Origin of the sequence: Salinarimonas rosea DSM 21201 (assembly GCF_000429045.1) — a bacterium.
GTDB lineage: Bacteria > Pseudomonadota > Alphaproteobacteria > Rhizobiales > Beijerinckiaceae > Salinarimonas > Salinarimonas rosea.
The window spans coordinates 228810-244073 of the sequence record NZ_AUBC01000001.1 but is presented as its reverse complement, the minus strand read 5'-3'; the positions used below and the strand labels follow the sequence as shown (position 1 = coordinate 244073).

The window sequence follows — 15264 nt, the reverse complement described above, 5'->3', positions numbered from 1 at the left end:
GGCACGCGCGAGCTCAGTTCGCGCCGGCGCTCACCGTGCTCTCGCCCCACTGGGCGAAGGCCTCGTCGATGATCCGGTCCCCGGACGTGCCCTTCTCGAAGGAGAGGATCGCGCGCTGGCCGGAGGCGAGGCGCACCGGCAGATCGATCCAGTTGCGCTCGGTCATCAGCACGGTGTTGCGCTCGATGTCGCGGGGCAGGTTCGAGAGGCCGATCAGGAACAGGTTGTCGCGCACCGGCACCGGCAGCCCCGCCACGGGTGCGCCGCGGATCGTCTCCTCGTCCTTGAGCTGGAGGAGGCCGATGTCGCGCACGCGCCGCGATTCCATGTCCCCGGTCTCGAACGAGAGATCGATCGTGTGGGATGCCGGCAGGGTCGGATCGAGGTTGCGGCGGACGAGCATCACGAGGCGCAGGCGCGGATCGGGGATCTCGACGGTGGCGCGCACGACGGGCTCGCCCTGGCCGCCGGGCTCGACGCTCCACACCGCACGACCGGCTGCGGCGCGCGGCTCGCCCTGCGGGTTGAGAGGGTCCTCCTCGTAGAGGACGGCGCGCTGGGCGACGGCGATGCTGCCGTCCTGGTCCGTCGCGAGCGGGGGCGTCGCGGGCTGCTGCGGTGCGGAGGCCGTCACCGGGGCCTCCCCGCCGATGCGCTCGACGATCTTGCCGTCCTCGACCGGCGCCGTCGCGCTCGGGGCCGGCGCCTCGGCGACGAGGGCCGGCGGGTCGTCGCCGAGCGACAAAGCGGTTGCGGCGATGGCCCCGATCACCGCGGCGACGGCGCCCGCGATGATGGCGACGCGGGCGCGCCCGCCGCCTGCCCCGGCCTTCGCGCCCTTCGCGTCGATGCGCGGGCGCCGGCGGGTCTCCGGGGCGGCCGCGGGCGCGGCGCGCCGCTCGTCCGACTCGTCTGCGCCCGCGTGGTCGGCTTCCGTGCGCTTCTCGAACGCCGGACGACGCCGCGTGGACGGCAGCGTGAATCGCTGCGTCTCGTCGCCCGACGTCATGGCGCGGTCGGGGGAGGGCTGTGCCTTCGCGAGGGATGGCCCTTCGTGCCGCGGCGCGGCCTCGTGATGTGGCACGGCCTCATGGTAAGGCTCGGCCTCCGGGAAAGGCTCTGCCTCTTGGTAAGGCTCTGCCTCAGGGAAAGGGTCGGCCTCGGGGAAGGGCTCGGGCTCCGGATAGGGCTCGGGCTCCGCGTAGGAAGCGGGCTCCGGATACGGCTCGGCGTAGGCCTCCGGCTCGGGGTAGGCCTCCGGCGCGGGCCGCGGCTCCGCGCGGGCGGGCGGGGCCGGCGCCGCGGCGGCCGGGGCGTAGTCGGCCTCGACGCGGACGATCGCATCGTCGAGCGAGCGGCCTTCCTCGGCGATGTCCTCTTCCGACAGCGGCGGATCGAGCGAGCGCAGCTGGTCCATCAACGCCGCACGCGCACGCTCGTAGACCGCCCCGCGCATCGGCGGAGAGGGATCGGCGAGGCCCTGCACGGCGCGGGCGATCAGCGGGTAGTAGTCGGCCATCGGGCGTTTGACTGTCCTGAACGAGAGCGCGCCGTCAAGCCTCGAACGGGTTCGTCACCAGGATGGTGTCGTCGCGCTCGGGGCTCGTCGAGAGGAGGGCGACCGGCGCGCCGATCAGCTCCTCGATGAAGCGCACGTACTTGACCGCCTGGGCGGGAAGGTCCGCCCAGGAGCGGGCGCCGGCGGTGGAGCCGGACCAGCCCTCGAATTCCTTGTAGATCGGCTCGATTCGCGCCTGCGCATCCTGCGCTGCAGGAAAGTGGTCGATCGTGTCGCCATCAAGGCGGTAGCCCACGCAGACCTTGATCGTCTCGAAGCCGTCGAGCACGTCGAGCTTGGTGAGCGCGATGCCGTCGATCCCGGACGTCCGCACCGTCTGGCGGACCAGCATGGCGTCGAACCAGCCGCAGCGGCGCTTGCGCCCGGTGACGGTGCCGAACTCGCGCCCGCGCTCGCCGATGCGCTCGCCGACGGCGTCGTGCAGCTCGGTGGGGAAGGGGCCCTCGCCCACGCGCGTCGTGTAGGCCTTGGCGATGCCGAGCACGAAGCCGACCGCGCTCGGGCCGAGTCCGGAGCCGGTCGCCGCCTGGCCCGCGACCGTGTTCGACGAGGTCACGAACGGGTAGGTGCCGTGGTCGACGTCGAGCAGCGCGCCCTGCGCGCCCTCGAACAGGATGCGCTTGCCCGCCCGGCGCTGCTCGTCGAGGAGCCGCCAGGTGGCGTCGATGTAGGGCAGTACCTTCGGCGCGACGCTGGCGAGCTCCTCGTAGAGCGCCTCGACGCCGAACTCCTCGAGGCCGAAGCCCCGGCGCAGCGCGTTGTGGTGCGTCAGCAGCCGCTCGATCTTCGGGCGCAGCGCCTCGAGATCGGCGAGGTCGTTCACCCGGATCGCGCGCCGCCCGGCCTTGTCCTCGTAGGCGGGGCCGATGCCGCGCTTGGTCGTGCCGATCTTGGTGCCGTGCCCGCCCGACTCGCGCAGGGCGTCGAGCTCGCGGTGGATGGAGAGGATGAGCGTCGCGTTGTCGGCGATGCGCAGGTTGTCGCGCGAGATCGCGACGCCCTGGCCCTTCAGCCGCTCGATCTCGGAGGCGAGCGCGTGCGGATCGACGACGACGCCGTTGCCGATCACCGACAGCGTGCCCTCCCGCACCACGCCCGACGGCAGCAGCGAGAGCTTGTACACCGTCTCGCCGACGACCAGCGTGTGGCCGGCATTGTGCCCGCCCTGGAAGCGCACCACCACGTCCGCCTGGCTCGACAGCCAGTCGACGATCTTGCCCTTGCCCTCGTCGCCCCACTGGGCGCCCACGACGACCACGTTCGACATCGCTCTCAGCTCCCCTCGACGGGGCCCCCTCGGACGCTCGCGGCCGGGCTCGCCGGGCCGCAAACGAAAAGCCCCGGCGCAAGGCCGGGGCGGTCGTTCACCTTGCGCGGTCTTGTGCGGGATCGCGGGGCGGGGGTCAAGGGGGTGGCGAGGCGGCGGCCCGTGCTCGGGGGTCCCTGTGCTGACGAAGGGGCACCGCAGTCGAAAGATGCAATCGTGTCATCGCAGCCAAGCAGAGGCTTCATTCGACTAGGCGGATATTCGTATTATTGGGATGATTATTTGAAGTTAACTCATTGTTTAGGGCTCGCCTGTGTAGTGAATTCAGTCACTCCAGGATCAGGTGAGCCGATGATCGCCCTCTCGCTTCGCGTCCGAATCCTTGCCGCGCTCGGAGTCCTTCTCGCCTGCGTCGCCGCCGTCGCCTTCTCCGGCTGGCGGACGTCGCTCGTCGCCCTCTCGGGCCTCGAGACGGTCTATGCGGACCGCGTGGTGCCTCTCGCGGACCTCAAGGCACTGTCCGACATGTACGCCGTCAACGTCGTCGACGCCGCCCACAAGGTGCGCGACGGCGCCTTCGGCTGGGAGGAGGGCCTCGCCGCCGTCCGTACGGCCCGCGAGACGATCGAAGAGCGCTGGACGGCCTATGCCGCCACCCGCATGACCGGCGAGGAGGCGCGCCTCGCCGCCCTGGTCGACGCGCGAACGGGTGCGGCGAACGCGGCGATCGCGGAGCTGAAGGGCATCCTGGAGCGGTCCGACGCCGCCGCGCTCGACGTCTTCATCACGAGCCGGCTCTACCCCGCGATCGATCCGGTCACGGAGCAGATCGGCGCGCTGATCGACGTCCAGGTCATGGAAGCGGAGCGGGCCTACACCACGTCCTCCTCCGCGTTCGCGCAGGCCGAGCTCTTCCTGATGGGGGCCGCCGGCGCGAGCGTCGCGGCCTTCGTCGCCGCGTTCCTGGTCGTGACGCGGGGCCTGCTCCGCCCGATCGCCGGCATCACCGACGCGATGCGCCGGCTCGCCGACGGGGCGCTCGAGACGGAAGTGCGCTGGCGCGATCGGCGCGACGAGGTCGGCACGATGGCCGCCGCGCTCTCGGTGTTCAAGGATGCCCTCATCGCCAACCGCGCGCTGGAGGAGGAGGGCCGCGCCCGCGACGCCGCCGCGGCGCGCGAGAAGAAGCGGCTGATGGCCGAGATCGCCGACGGCTTCGAGGCGAAGGTCGGCGATCTGGTCCGCACGCTCTCCACGGCCTCGACCCAGCTCGAAACGACGGCCACCTCGATGTCCAAGGCGGCATCGCTGACGACGGAGCAGTCGGGCACGGTCGCCGCGGCTGCCGAGGAGACGGCGGCGAACGTCCAGACCGTCGCCGCCGCGACCGAGGAGCTCGCAGCCACGGCGCGGGAGATCCAGGACCAGATCCAGCGCTCGGCCGCGATCGCCGGCCGCGCCGCCAGCGACTCGGCGGACGCCCAGCGCGCCGTGGAGGCGCTCGCCGCGACCGCGACGCGGATCTCGGAGGTGGTGAAGCTGATCGGCGAGATCGCCGAGCAGACGAACCTGCTCGCGCTCAACGCCACCATCGAGGCGGCCCGGGCCGGGGAGGCCGGCAAGGGCTTCGCGGTCGTCGCCGCCGAGGTCAAGGCGCTCGCCTCCCAGACGGCGAAGGCGACCGAGGAGATCGGCAGCCAGATCTCCGGCGTTCAGGCGGAGACCGCCGGCGCGGTGGCCGCGATCGGCAAGATCGCCAAGGTGATCGGCGAGGTGAACGCCATTGCCACGACCGTCGCCTCCGCCGCCGAGGAGCAGCAGGCGGCGACGCAGGAGATCGCGCGCTCGGTCGCGGAGGCGGCCTCCGGCAGCGGCGAGGTGACGCGCAGCATCGACGAGGTGCGCGGCACGGCGACGACGACGGGTGCCGCGGCGACGCAGGTCCTCTCCTCGGCCAACCAGCTGGCCCGCGGTGCGAGCGATCTCGGCCGCGAGGTGGACGCCTTCCTGGGAACGGTGCGCGCGGCGTGAGCCGCGCGGCGGGGCGGAACGCCCCCGCCCGCGCGCGGTCGAGCGACAGCGCGCCGGCGGGGATCGCTCCGAGCATCGCGGCGTCCGCGCGCCTCGCGGCCCCGCCCGGCTCTCACGCCTCGCGGCGGCGGAGGTGAGGTCGGCTTCCCGCGACGGGAAGTGGAAAAGCCCCGCTTGCGCGCGTCCCCCCGCACGCTACCCTCCGGACGACAGTCATCGCCGGAGCCCCCCATGGCCGACACCACCGCCCGCCTCACCCGCTTCTCCGTCGCGCCGCTCGCGACGATGACGCGCCGTCTCGCCGATGTCGCCGCCGGGCGGGCGGCGCCCGATCTCGTGATCCGCGGGGCGCGGGTGCTCTCCACCTACACCGACCGGATCCTGCCCGAGCGCGAGGTCTGGATCGCCGGCGGGCGCATCGCCGCGGTAAAGCCGAACGGCGCGCACGCGCAGCTCGCGCACGCGCCGGCGGAAATCTACGACGCCAACGGCGGCATCCTCGCGCCGGGCCTGGTCGACCCGCACATCCACATCGAATCGTCGATGGTGACGGCCTGCGCCTACGCCGAGGCAGCGCTGCTCAACGGCACGACGACGATCTTCTGCGACAGCCACGAGATCGGCAACGTCATGGACGTCGCGGGCGTCGAGGCCATGCTGGAGGACGCGCGCCAGGCGCCCCTGTCGATCTTCCTCACCGTGCCATCGACGGTGCCCGCCACGTCGCCGGAGCTCGAGACCGCCGGCGGGGACCTCACCGCGGAGAAGATCGGCGCGCTGTTCGACCGCTGGCCGGAGGCGGTGGCGCTCGGCGAGAAGATGGACTTCGTGCAGGTGGCCCACGGCGATCCGCGCTCGCACGCGATCCTCGCGGCGGCGCTGTCGCGCGGGCGGCCGGTCTCGGGCCACATCTACGGGCGCGAGTTCGTGGCGGCCTACGCGGCGGCGGGCGTCACCGACACGCACGAGGCGATCGACCGCGACATCGCCGACGACCTGCTCGATGCCGGCGTCTGGATCTTCCTGCGCGGCGGGCCGCCGACCACGCCGTGGCACTCGCTGCCGGAGGCGATCAAGACGATCACGGAACTCGGCGCCTCCAACAAGCGCGTGTGCGTCTGCACGGACGACCGCGACGCCGACGACCTGATGCTGTTCGGCATGGACTGGGTCACGCGCCAGGCCTGGACGGCGGGCATGACCCGCGAGCAGGCCTGGGCCATGGGCTCGCTCCACCCCGCGACGCGCTACCACCAGGACGGCGAGATCGGCGCGCTCGGCGGCGGGCGCCGTGCCGACGTCGTGCTGCTGAACGACGCGCTCGAGGTGCGCAACACCTGGTACGGCGGCACGCTCGTCGTCGAGGACGCCAGGATCACCCCCGTGCTCGACGCCGCGCTCTCCGACCGCTGGGTCTACCCGAAGGCGGCCTATGCCACCGTGAAGATCGCCGGCGACCCGCCGCTCGTCCCCGCGCCGCCGCGCACGCCGGCGATCGCGAACACGCTGCGCACGGCGCTGCCGGGCATCGTCGTGCTGCACGATCGGGTGACGCTGCCCTCCGGCGAGACGTGGGAAGAGATCATCCGCGCGAGCGGCGCCGATCTCTGCCACGTCGCCGTGATCGAGCGCCACGGGCTCTCGGGCGGCGAGAGCCGGGTGGCGCACGGGCTCCTAAAGGATTTCGGCCTGGAGTCCGGCGCCGTCGCGTCGTCGGTCGGCCACGATTCGCACAACCTCATCGTGGCCGGCACCAACGAGGCCGACATGCGCCTCGCGCTCGACACGCTGCGCGAGGCGCAGGGTGGGGTGTGCGTCGTCGACGGGGGCGCGGTGAAGGCCTTCGTCGCGCTCCCCATCGCGGGGCTCCTCTCCGACAAGCGGGTGACGGAGGTCGCCGAGGAGACTCGGGTGCTCAAGGAGGCTTGGTCCGAGGCCGGCTGCACCATCCCCTACATGGGCTTCAACCTCATCCCGCTCTCGGTGATCCCGGAGATCCGCATCACCGACATGGGGCTGGTGCTGGTCCCCCAGATGACGATCGTGCCGCCGTTCGAGGAGGGGCGGGACGCGGCGGAGTGAGCTTCCGCCCGAGGGGGACGGGCCGCGAAGCGGATGCGACAGGGCGAGCGGCCGGGGAGCGTTCCGGCCGCTTCCGCCGCCACCCGACTCGCTGCGCGCCGATCGCCTGTCGGGCGGAAGGGCCGCCTCATCCGACCAGCAGCGCGACCCCCATCGCCGCGACCGCCCCGCCGGCGCCGTGCGTCGCCCAGCCGGGCAGGTCGCGCGCCAGCAGCCGGCCCGCGACGACGCCGAGCGCGTGCAGCGCCGCCGTCGCCAGGACGAAGCCCGCGACGTAGGCGCCGGCGCCCGCGCCGAGCGGCAGCTCCGCGCCGTGGGCCCAGCCGTGGGCGAGCGCGAAGGCGCCGCAGGCGGCGGCGCCCAGCACGAGCGGGGCGCGCAGCCGCAGCGCCACGGCGAGGCCGAGCGCCAGCACCGAGCCGGCGATCGCGGGCTCGACGCCCGGGAGCCACGGCCCGACCATCCCGTAGAGCGCGGCAGCCGTCATCGCGGCGACGAAGGCCGCGGGCCAGGCCCAGGTCGCGCGCCCGCCGACGACCCCCGCCCAGAGGCCCACCGCCAGCATCGCGAGGAGATGGTCGAGACCCGTCAGCGGGTGGGTGAGGCCGGCGAGGAAACCGTCCGTCGGCTGGTGGCCGACATGCGCCAGTGCCGGCGTCGCCGCCAGAACGAGCAGCGCCGCGGCGCCGCATGCGGAAAACTTCATCATCGCCCCCTCCATCGTCGCCCTTCGCGCGGCCCGACGACCCGCGACCCGCAAGATCCGGACCCTCAGGCGGCCTTCGCCGAGAGCCCGCCCGCCTCCTCGATGAAGCGCGCGATCGCGTCCACGCCCTCGCCGGTGCGCATGTTGGCGAAGACGAACGGCCGCTTGCCGCGCATGCGGGCGGAATCGGTCTCCATCACCTCGAGGCTCGCGCCGACATGCGGCGCGAGGTCGATCTTGTTGATGACGAGCAGGTCCGATCGGGTGATGCCCGGCCCGCCCTTGCGGGGGATCTTCTCGCCGCCCGAGACGTCGATGACGTAGACGGTGATGTCCGCGAGCTCCGGCGAGAACGTGGCGGCGAGGTTGTCGCCACCCGACTCGAGCAGGATCAGGTCGAGCCCCGGGAAGCGCTTCGTCATCGTGTCGATGGCGGCGAGGTTGATCGAGCAGTCCTCGCGGATCGCCGTGTGCGGGCACCCGCCCGTCTCGACGCCCATGATCCGCTCCTCCGGCAGCGCGCCGGCCACCGTGAGGAGGCGCGCGTCCTCCTTGGTGTAGATGTCGTTCGTGATGGCGCACAGGTCGTAGCGCCCGGCAAAGCGCTTGCACAGCGCCTCCATCAGCGCCGTCTTGCCCGTGCCGACGGGCCCGCCGATCCCGACGCGCAGCGGTCCGTGAGGGGAGGGGGACATCGGGGCCATCGGTCGAGCTCCTCTCAGGATCGGAACAGGCGGGTGTACTGCGTCTCGTGGAGCAGGGCTCCGAGGTCGGCGCGGAAGGCGGCGGCGCCGAGGTCGTCGAGGCCCTCGCCCTCCGCCGCTTCGGCGCGCGCACGGATCGCAGGCAAGAGCGAGGCCACGACCGCCTGCGCACGCGTCTGCCCGAGGATGCCGAGCCGCACGGCGGCGGAGACGAGGTTCTGCGCGAAGCCGAGGCCGAGTGCCTCCAGCGTCTCGCGCAGGGGGATGGCGTGCCCTCCGGCGACGAGGCCGAAGGCGACCGGCAGCGGCGTGTCGGCCTCGCCCGCGCCCGTGCGATAGGCGTCGAGCGCGGCGCAGGGCCAGGAGGCCGCGCAGACGGAGAGGAAGGCATTGCCCTGCGTGATCGTCTCGAGCCGCCGCTCGGCCGACGGCGCGAGCGCGACCGCGAGCTCCGCCAGCTCGGCGAGGCGGGCGGGATCGTCGGCGGCGCGCCGGGCCTCGGCGCACAGGATCGCGTCGTTGCGCGGGGCGCCGTGGGCGTAGAGGTCGCGCAACCACGCCTCCAGGCTCTCGGCATCGCAGACGTCGCCGGCCTCCTGCGCCCATTCGAGCCCGTGCGAATAGGCGAACGCGCCGACGGGGAAGGCGGGGGACGTCCAGATCAGGAGGGGGAGGGAGAGCGACACGAGCCGGGGTCCCGGACCGGCTCAGTGGTCGTGGTGGGGACGATGGCCATGAGCGTGGTCGTGCCCGTGGTCGTGCCCGTGGTCGTGCGCATGCCCGTGATCGTGCGTGGGGCCATGCTCATGAGCATGCGCATGGGAATGCCCATGCCCGTGGGAGTGCCCGTGGGAGTGCCCGTGCGCATGCCCGTGGTCGTGCCCGCAATCGTGGCCGTGCCCGCATTCGTGGTCGTACGCCCCGCGCTCCGGGTGGAAGGCGCGCTCGACCTCGCGGGCGAGGCCGCCTTGGCCGCGAACCATCTCGGCGAGCACGTGGTCCCGCTCGATGTAGACCGCGTCCGCGGTGATCTCGGCTTGCGTGTGCCGATTGCCGATGTGCCAGGCGAGCCGGAGGAGGCGCAGCGGGTTCTCGGCGGTGATCTCGAGAAGCGGCTGGGCGGCCGCCTTCACCTGCACGAGCCGGCCGTCCTCCAGCTTCACGGCGTCGCCGTCGGCGAGCGCGGTCGCCTTGTCGAGGTCGAGCAGGAAGGCGAGCCCGCCGTCGCCGGTGAGCGCGATGCGCCGACGGTTGCGGCCCTCGTGATCGAGGGTGACCGTGTCGACGATCTTCTCGGGCTTGACGGCGGCGCGGCGGACGACGGAGGTGGCGCGGTGCATGGTCTCTCGCGGCGAGGTGGGGGTTTCGTCGCGAGACGATAGACGAGCCGGGCGCGCCTGCAAAGCAGCGTCGCGCCCGGCGGGATGCGTCACTCGGCCGGGGCGCAGACCCAGCCGTCGCCGGTGAAGCGGCACTCGGGGCCCGGGCGCTCGGGGCCGCCCTGGGGCGACCCGCTCGCGTTCGCCGGCGGCTCGCCGTCGTCGACGCCGGGGGTCGACTGCGTGCTGTTCGTGTCCGTGCTCTCGGTCGCGGCGTTGCCGCCAGCGGCGGCGTCGTCGCCGACGAGCGGGCCGCCGAGGCTCGGCGTGATGCCCCGGCGCGCGGCCTCGACCTGGGCCTCCAGCGCCTGGAGCTGCTCCTCGAGGGCGGCGATCTGCTCGCGCGCCGCCGCTTCCGCCTCGCGGGCGGCCTGGATGCGCGACTCCGCCTGCGCGGCCTCCTCGCTGCGCGCGGCGGCCTCCTGCGTCAGCGTGGAGAGGCTGTCGCGGGCCTGCGCCTCCTCGGCGCGCAGGGTCTCGAGACGCGACCCGACGTCGGCGACCTCCTGCGAGCGGGCGGCGAGGTCGTTCTCCAGGTCCGCGAGCTCCGCGCGGGCGGACTCGATCTCCTCGCGCCAGCCCGCGATCTCCTCCTGGCGCTGCGCGTAGGTCTGCTCCTGCGCAGCGACCTCCTGCTGCAGCGTCGCGAGGCGCTCCTCGCGCTCCGCGATCTTGGAGGCCAGCGTCTCGGCGCGTCCGGTCGCTTCCGTCTCGGCGGCCTGCGCTTCCTCCAGGCGGGCCTCGCCTTCCTCGATCTGGACGCGGATGGCGTCGAGATCGCCCGCAGCGGCCCGCTGCTGCTCGAGGGAGCTCACGGCGGCGGTACGCTCCTCCTCGAGGGTCGCGAGGCGCCTGGCGTAGTCCTGCTCGGTGGAGCCGGCCGAGACGAGCGCCCAGATCGCCACGATCCAGCCGATCGCCGCGACGACGGCGAGCGCCAGGGGTATGGGGCGGGTGAACTCGTTCTTCGTCTCGTCTGCCATCGCGCCTCTCCTCGATATCGAAACCACCGGGTCCGAGCGCGACGGCAACGCTGCGCGGCGCGCGACCGTTCCGCGCGCCGCGGGCGGGTGTGCGGCGGTGCCGCTTACTGCGCGGCGTCGTCCGCGTCGTCGTCGTATTGCTCGAGATAGGCGATCAGGTCGGTGACCTGCTCGTCGTTCCGCAGGCCGGGATAGACCATCTTCGTGCCGGGCACCTCGCCGCGGGGATCCTTGATGTAGGTGCGGAACGTCTCGTGGGTCCAGGTCACGTCGTAGTCCTGCATGGCCTGCGAGTAGTTGTAGTCCTCGAGGCTGCCGGCCTCGCGGCCGAACAGGTCGTTGAGCACCGGCCCGACGCGGTTCTGTGCGTTCTCGCCGACCATGTGGCAGGCGCGGCACTGGTTGAAGACGCGCTCGCCCGCCTGCGGATCGCCCGCGGCCTCCTGGGCGGCGGCGATGCCGGGGGCGGCGAGGAACGCGGCGGCGGCGACGATGTACAGGTTTCGCATGGGGTCTCGTTCTCCCTATTTTCTTCGCGTCCGGGTCGCGAGGGCGACGGGCGGCCGTGCGCCGCGAGCCCGCGGCACCGACGGCGACAACGCGGCAGCGGGGCGAAAAGCACGGCCGCCGCCGGGAGTTTTTTGGAGCGGTTCTCCACGGGATCAACCCGGAGGCGCGTCGAGGAGGCCGATCTCGCCGGCCAGCGCCCGGATCAGGGCCGCGGTTTCCGCCGGGCGCTCCTCGTGCGCGAGATGGCCCACGCCCTTCATCGTCGCGAGCGTCGCATGGCGCACGAGCCGGCGCACGCGCCGCGCGTCCTCGGGCGCGACGGCCTCGTCGCGATCGCCGACGACGAGCAGGAGCGGGGTCGCGAGCCCGGGCAGGTCGGCGACGAGCGCATCGAGGTCCCAGTGCGCCATCATCGCGAGCGCACCGTGGACGTGGCCCGGGTCGGCGACGAGCCGGCGGTAGAGCTCGACGCCTCGCGCGTCGAGGGTCGAGCCGGTGTTGCGGATCAGGCGCTCGACGCCGGCCCGGTCCGCCGCGCTCGCCGAGACGAAGCGCGGGACGAGCGGATTGAGCGCCATCAGCTTCGCCAGCGGCGAGAACACGCGCCCGGCCACGCCGCCGAAGGGCATCAGCGCGCCGTTGATGGCGACGATGCCGGCGGGCGCGATCCGCCGGTCGAGCACCATGCGGATCGTCAGCGCGGCGCCCGCCGAATGCCCGACGACGAGCGCGGGGCGGGCATCGAGCGCCGCGAGGAGATCGGCGAGCGCGCGGGCCATGCCGGGCAGGCTCGGGCGCCCGCGGGCCATCGGCTCGCTGAAGCCGTGGCCGGGGAGATCGCAGGCGATCACGTCGAAATCGTCCGCGAGCAGGGGCATCAGGTCGCGCCAGGAATGGCTGGAGGCGGCGGTGCCGTGGGCCAGCAGGAGAGTCGGCGCCTCGGGCGCACCCATGCGCTGGACGTGCCAGAGCGCACCGGCGGCGCGCACGAAGAGCGAGGCCTCGCGGTTGGGCCAGTCCGCCCCGTCGCGCGCCCAGTCGAGCCGGCCCACCGCGCTCACCCGCGCTGCGCGGGCAGCGCCGCGGTCACGGCGGAGGAGAGCGTCGCGGCGTCGGCGTAGGGCAGCGCGAGGTAGCGCGCGCCCATCGTGGACGCGATCTCCTGCGCCAGCGGCTGGCCGGCGCGAGAGATGTCGACGACGAGGGCGACGATGCCGCGCGCGCGCGCCTCGCGGGCGGCGGCGAGGGCGTCCTCGCGGGCCGCCTCGCGGCCCGGCTCGCCGGAGCGGTCGATGTTGGTCTTGCCGTCGGTGAGGAGCACGATCGCGGGATCCTCGCCCTTGCGCCGGACGGCGTCGGCGCAGGCGAGCGCGGCCTCGATCCCGCGCGAGAGCGGCGTCGCGCCGCCGCCGGCGAGGCCGGCGAGCGCCCGCTTCGCCCGCGCGAGCGAGCGCGTCGGCTCGAGCACGAGCTCGGCGTCGCGGTTGCGGAAGGCGACGAGGGCGACGCGGTCGCGCCGCACGTAGCATTCCGCGAGCAGCAGCTCGACGGCACCCTTCGCCTCGGCGAGGCGGGCGAGGGCGGAGGAGCCCGAGGCGTCGACGGCGAAGATCGTGGTGCGGCGGATGGTGGGCTTGCGCACGCCCACGCGGAAATCCTCGCGCCGCACGGCGACGCGGGGACCGCCGGCGGTGGCGTCGCGACCGCGGGTGCGCAGCGGTTGCCAGGGTGCCGCCGCGCGCAGCGTCGAGACGAGGTCGAGCCGCGCGCCGCGCCGCGGCTCGCCCGGACGCGATCCGGCGGGGCGGCCGGTGACGCCCGGGCGGGCGCGGGCGCCGGTCTCGCCGCGCGTGCGGGCGGTCTTCAGGCCGGCGACGCCGGCGCGCAGCTGCGCGAGCAGGTCCTCGGGCAGGATCGCCTTCGCGGCCTCGAGCACGAGGTTCTGCAGCTCCTCGGCCGTGAGGGGGCGTTCCTCGGTCTCGTCCGGGGCCGGGTCCTCCGGCGTCTCGTCCGCGGCCGGCGGGTCGTCGGGGGGAGGGGCGTCGCCCGCACGATCGGCCTCGTCGGGCGGCGGCTCGGCATCGTCCTCGCCGTCGCGGGGCGCCGGCGGGAGGGCGCGGGCGCGCGGGGCGAGCACGAGGCGGAACGCCTCCGAGACGTCCTCGTCCGACACCTCGGCCCGTCCGTCGAGCGCCGCGAGCGCGCGCGCGGCGCGCAGCGCGAGCAGCGGCGCGCGCAGCGAGGCGATGGCGACCGCTGCCGCCGAGCCACAGAGGGCCTCCAGCCGCGCGTCCGAGACTGCGACCGACGGCAGCCGCGCCCGCGCCGCCGCGATCGCGGCGGGGGCGATGCCCGGGTCCCCGGTCTCGCGGTGGGAGACCCCAGTGAGGTCTATCAGGAACGCGAGCCGGTCGAGCAGGGCGTCGGGCGGGCGTTCGTCCTCCTCGCGGCCCTCGTCGAGGGCGACCACGCCGATATGGGTCTCGAGCGTCGCGGCGAGCCCCTCGCGCTCGAGGCGCACCGCGCGACCGTCGAGCACGGAGGCGAGCCTGCCGGCGACGGTGCCGGGCAGGCGCTCGGCCATGGCGAGGACGACGATGCCGCCGTCCGCCTCGGCGAGGATGCCGCGCCCGATCACCGGCCGCCCGGCCTTCAGCGTGGCGACGAGGTCGAGCCCGCCGAGCAGCCGGTCGTCGTCGATGCACGCCGGCACGCGCCGGAAGGGCGTGCCCTCGGGCAGCAGATGCCGCAGCCAGGCGAGCCAGCGGTCGCGCACGGGGCCGGCGGCGGCACGCAGGGACGCGCCGCCGAGGCCGGCCGGATCGATCGCCACGAGCGCCGCGGCCCGGGCGGCGGCGCGCCAGGTCTCCGAGAGCGTCCGCGGCGCTTCCGCGTTCACGACGCGAGGGCTTTCGGGGAGGCGACCTCCGCCGGGATCACCTCGGCGAGCGCCCGCTCGACCCGCACCCCCGACCCGGAATCGTCGAGCGGATTGCGGCGCAGGCGGTGGCGCAGCGCCAGCGGTGCGACGGCGCGCAGCGCGGCGAGGCCGACCTCCTCGACGCCCTCCAGCGCCGCGAGGGCGCGGGCGGCGCGGATCAGCGTGATCTCGCCGCGCAGCCCGTCCGTGCCGAGCGCGACGCACAGCCGTGCGGCGGCCTCTAGTGCTTCCTCCGAGACGAGCGTCTCCGGCAGGCGGCCGCGCGCGGCGGCGATGCGCTTGCGCAGCCGCGCGTCCGCCTCGGCGTGGTCCGCGATGAAGGCGGCCGGATCGCGCTCGAACGCGTCGCGGCGGCGCACGATGGCGACGCGCGTCGGGATGTCGGCGGGCGTCTTCACGTCGACGGAGAGGCCGAACCGGTCGAGCAGCTGCGGGCGCAGCTCCCCCTCCTCGGGGTTGCCCGAGCCGACGAGGACGAAGCGCGCCGGATGGCGCACGGAGAGCCCCTCGCGCTCCACCACGTTCTCGCCCGAGGCGGCGACGTCGAGGAGCAGGTCGACGAGGTGGTCCTCGAGCAGGTTGACCTCGTCGATGTAGAGGAAGCCGCGATGGGCGCGGGCGAGGAGCCCGGCCTCGAAGGCCTTCTCGCCCCTGGTGATCGCCCGCTCCAGGTCGAGCGCGCCGACGACGCGGTCCTCGGTCGCGCCGAGCGGCAGGTCGACGACGGGGACCGGCACCTCGACGGCGGTGAAGGACGCACCCGCCGCCTCGCGCGCGGCGCAGGACTGGCACTCGCCGCGCGGCTTGGCCGGATCGCAATTGTAGGCACAGTGCTCGACCACCTTCATCGGCGGCAGCAGGCCCGCGAGCGCGCGCACGGCGGTGGACTTGCCGGTGCCGCGGTCACCGAAGACGAGCACGCCGCCGACCGACTGGTCGACGGCGGCGATCTCCAGCGCGAGCTTCATCTCGTCCTGGCCGACGATCGCCGAGAACGGGTAGACCTGACGCATGTCCTCTCCTCGATCCGGACCTCGGGTGGCCCGCTCGAGGAGAGGCTAGCGGCGGGCGCACGCCCGCGC

Annotated in this window: 13 protein-coding genes; 2 read left to right on the top strand and 11 right to left on the bottom strand. The window is 74.1% G+C overall.

Annotated features, from left to right (window positions below):
- Positions 1-13: 13 nt before the first annotated feature.
- Positions 14-1519 (bottom strand): hypothetical protein, encoded by a 1506-nt coding sequence (locus tag G407_RS0101215; protein ID WP_029029343.1) that lies wholly within the window; start codon positions 1517-1519, stop codon positions 14-16.
- 34 nt (positions 1520-1553) lie between these two features.
- Positions 1554-2846, bottom strand: a complete 1293-nt coding sequence (locus tag G407_RS0101210) for an adenylosuccinate synthase (RefSeq protein ID WP_029029342.1) — start codon at positions 2844-2846, stop codon at positions 1554-1556.
- 351 nt (positions 2847-3197) lie between these two features.
- Here G407_RS0101210 and G407_RS0101205 point away from each other — a divergent pair, with 351 nt between their 5' ends.
- Positions 3198-4877: a methyl-accepting chemotaxis protein gene (locus G407_RS0101205; RefSeq protein ID WP_043538618.1), complete on the top strand. Its 1680-nt coding sequence runs from the start codon at positions 3198-3200 to the stop codon at positions 4875-4877.
- Between the two features lie 231 nt (positions 4878-5108).
- Positions 5109-6959, top strand: a complete 1851-nt coding sequence (locus G407_RS0101200; RefSeq protein WP_029029340.1) for an adenine deaminase — start codon at positions 5109-5111, stop codon at positions 6957-6959.
- Positions 6960-7086: 127 nt separating this feature from the next.
- Here G407_RS0101200 and G407_RS0101195 read toward each other — a convergent pair whose 3' ends face one another.
- From G407_RS0101195 to bchI, 9 genes are all read right to left on the bottom strand, one after another.
- Positions 7087-7668, bottom strand: coding sequence for a HupE/UreJ family protein (locus tag G407_RS0101195; protein WP_029029339.1), 582 nt, complete (start codon positions 7666-7668; stop codon positions 7087-7089).
- A 62-nt stretch (positions 7669-7730) separates the two neighbouring features.
- Complete coding sequence (gene ureG / locus G407_RS0101190; protein WP_029029338.1) at positions 7731-8360, bottom strand: urease accessory protein UreG; 630 nt, start codon at positions 8358-8360, stop codon at positions 7731-7733.
- Between the two features lie 23 nt (positions 8361-8383).
- Positions 8384-9055 (bottom strand): urease accessory protein UreF, encoded by a 672-nt coding sequence (locus tag G407_RS0101185; RefSeq protein ID WP_029029337.1) that lies wholly within the window; start codon positions 9053-9055, stop codon positions 8384-8386.
- 21 nt (positions 9056-9076) lie between these two features.
- On the bottom strand, positions 9077-9709 hold the full coding sequence (locus tag G407_RS0101180) for an urease accessory protein UreE (RefSeq protein WP_029029336.1): 633 nt from the start codon (positions 9707-9709) through the stop codon (positions 9077-9079).
- An 89-nt stretch (positions 9710-9798) separates the two neighbouring features.
- Positions 9799-10731 carry a coiled-coil domain-containing protein gene (locus G407_RS0101175; RefSeq protein WP_029029335.1) on the bottom strand — a complete coding sequence of 311 codons (933 nt, stop codon included), beginning with the start codon at positions 10729-10731 and terminating at the stop codon, positions 9799-9801.
- 104 nt (positions 10732-10835) lie between these two features.
- Positions 10836-11240 (bottom strand): c-type cytochrome, encoded by a 405-nt coding sequence (locus tag G407_RS0101170; protein WP_029029334.1) that lies wholly within the window; start codon positions 11238-11240, stop codon positions 10836-10838.
- A gap of 153 nt (positions 11241-11393) precedes the next feature.
- Positions 11394-12302 carry an alpha/beta fold hydrolase BchO gene (bchO, locus tag G407_RS0101165; RefSeq protein WP_029029333.1) on the bottom strand — a complete coding sequence of 303 codons (909 nt, stop codon included), beginning with the start codon at positions 12300-12302 and terminating at the stop codon, positions 11394-11396.
- Positions 12299-14140, bottom strand: coding sequence for a magnesium chelatase subunit D (locus tag G407_RS0101160; protein ID WP_029029332.1), 1842 nt, complete (start codon positions 14138-14140; stop codon positions 12299-12301). The genes bchO and G407_RS0101160 overlap by 4 nt, the downstream gene beginning before the upstream one ends.
- Positions 14137-15195 carry a magnesium chelatase ATPase subunit I gene (gene bchI, locus G407_RS0101155; RefSeq protein ID WP_029029331.1) on the bottom strand — a complete coding sequence of 353 codons (1059 nt, stop codon included), beginning with the start codon at positions 15193-15195 and terminating at the stop codon, positions 14137-14139. The genes G407_RS0101160 and bchI overlap by 4 nt, the downstream gene beginning before the upstream one ends.
- Positions 15196-15264 lie beyond the last annotated feature (69 nt).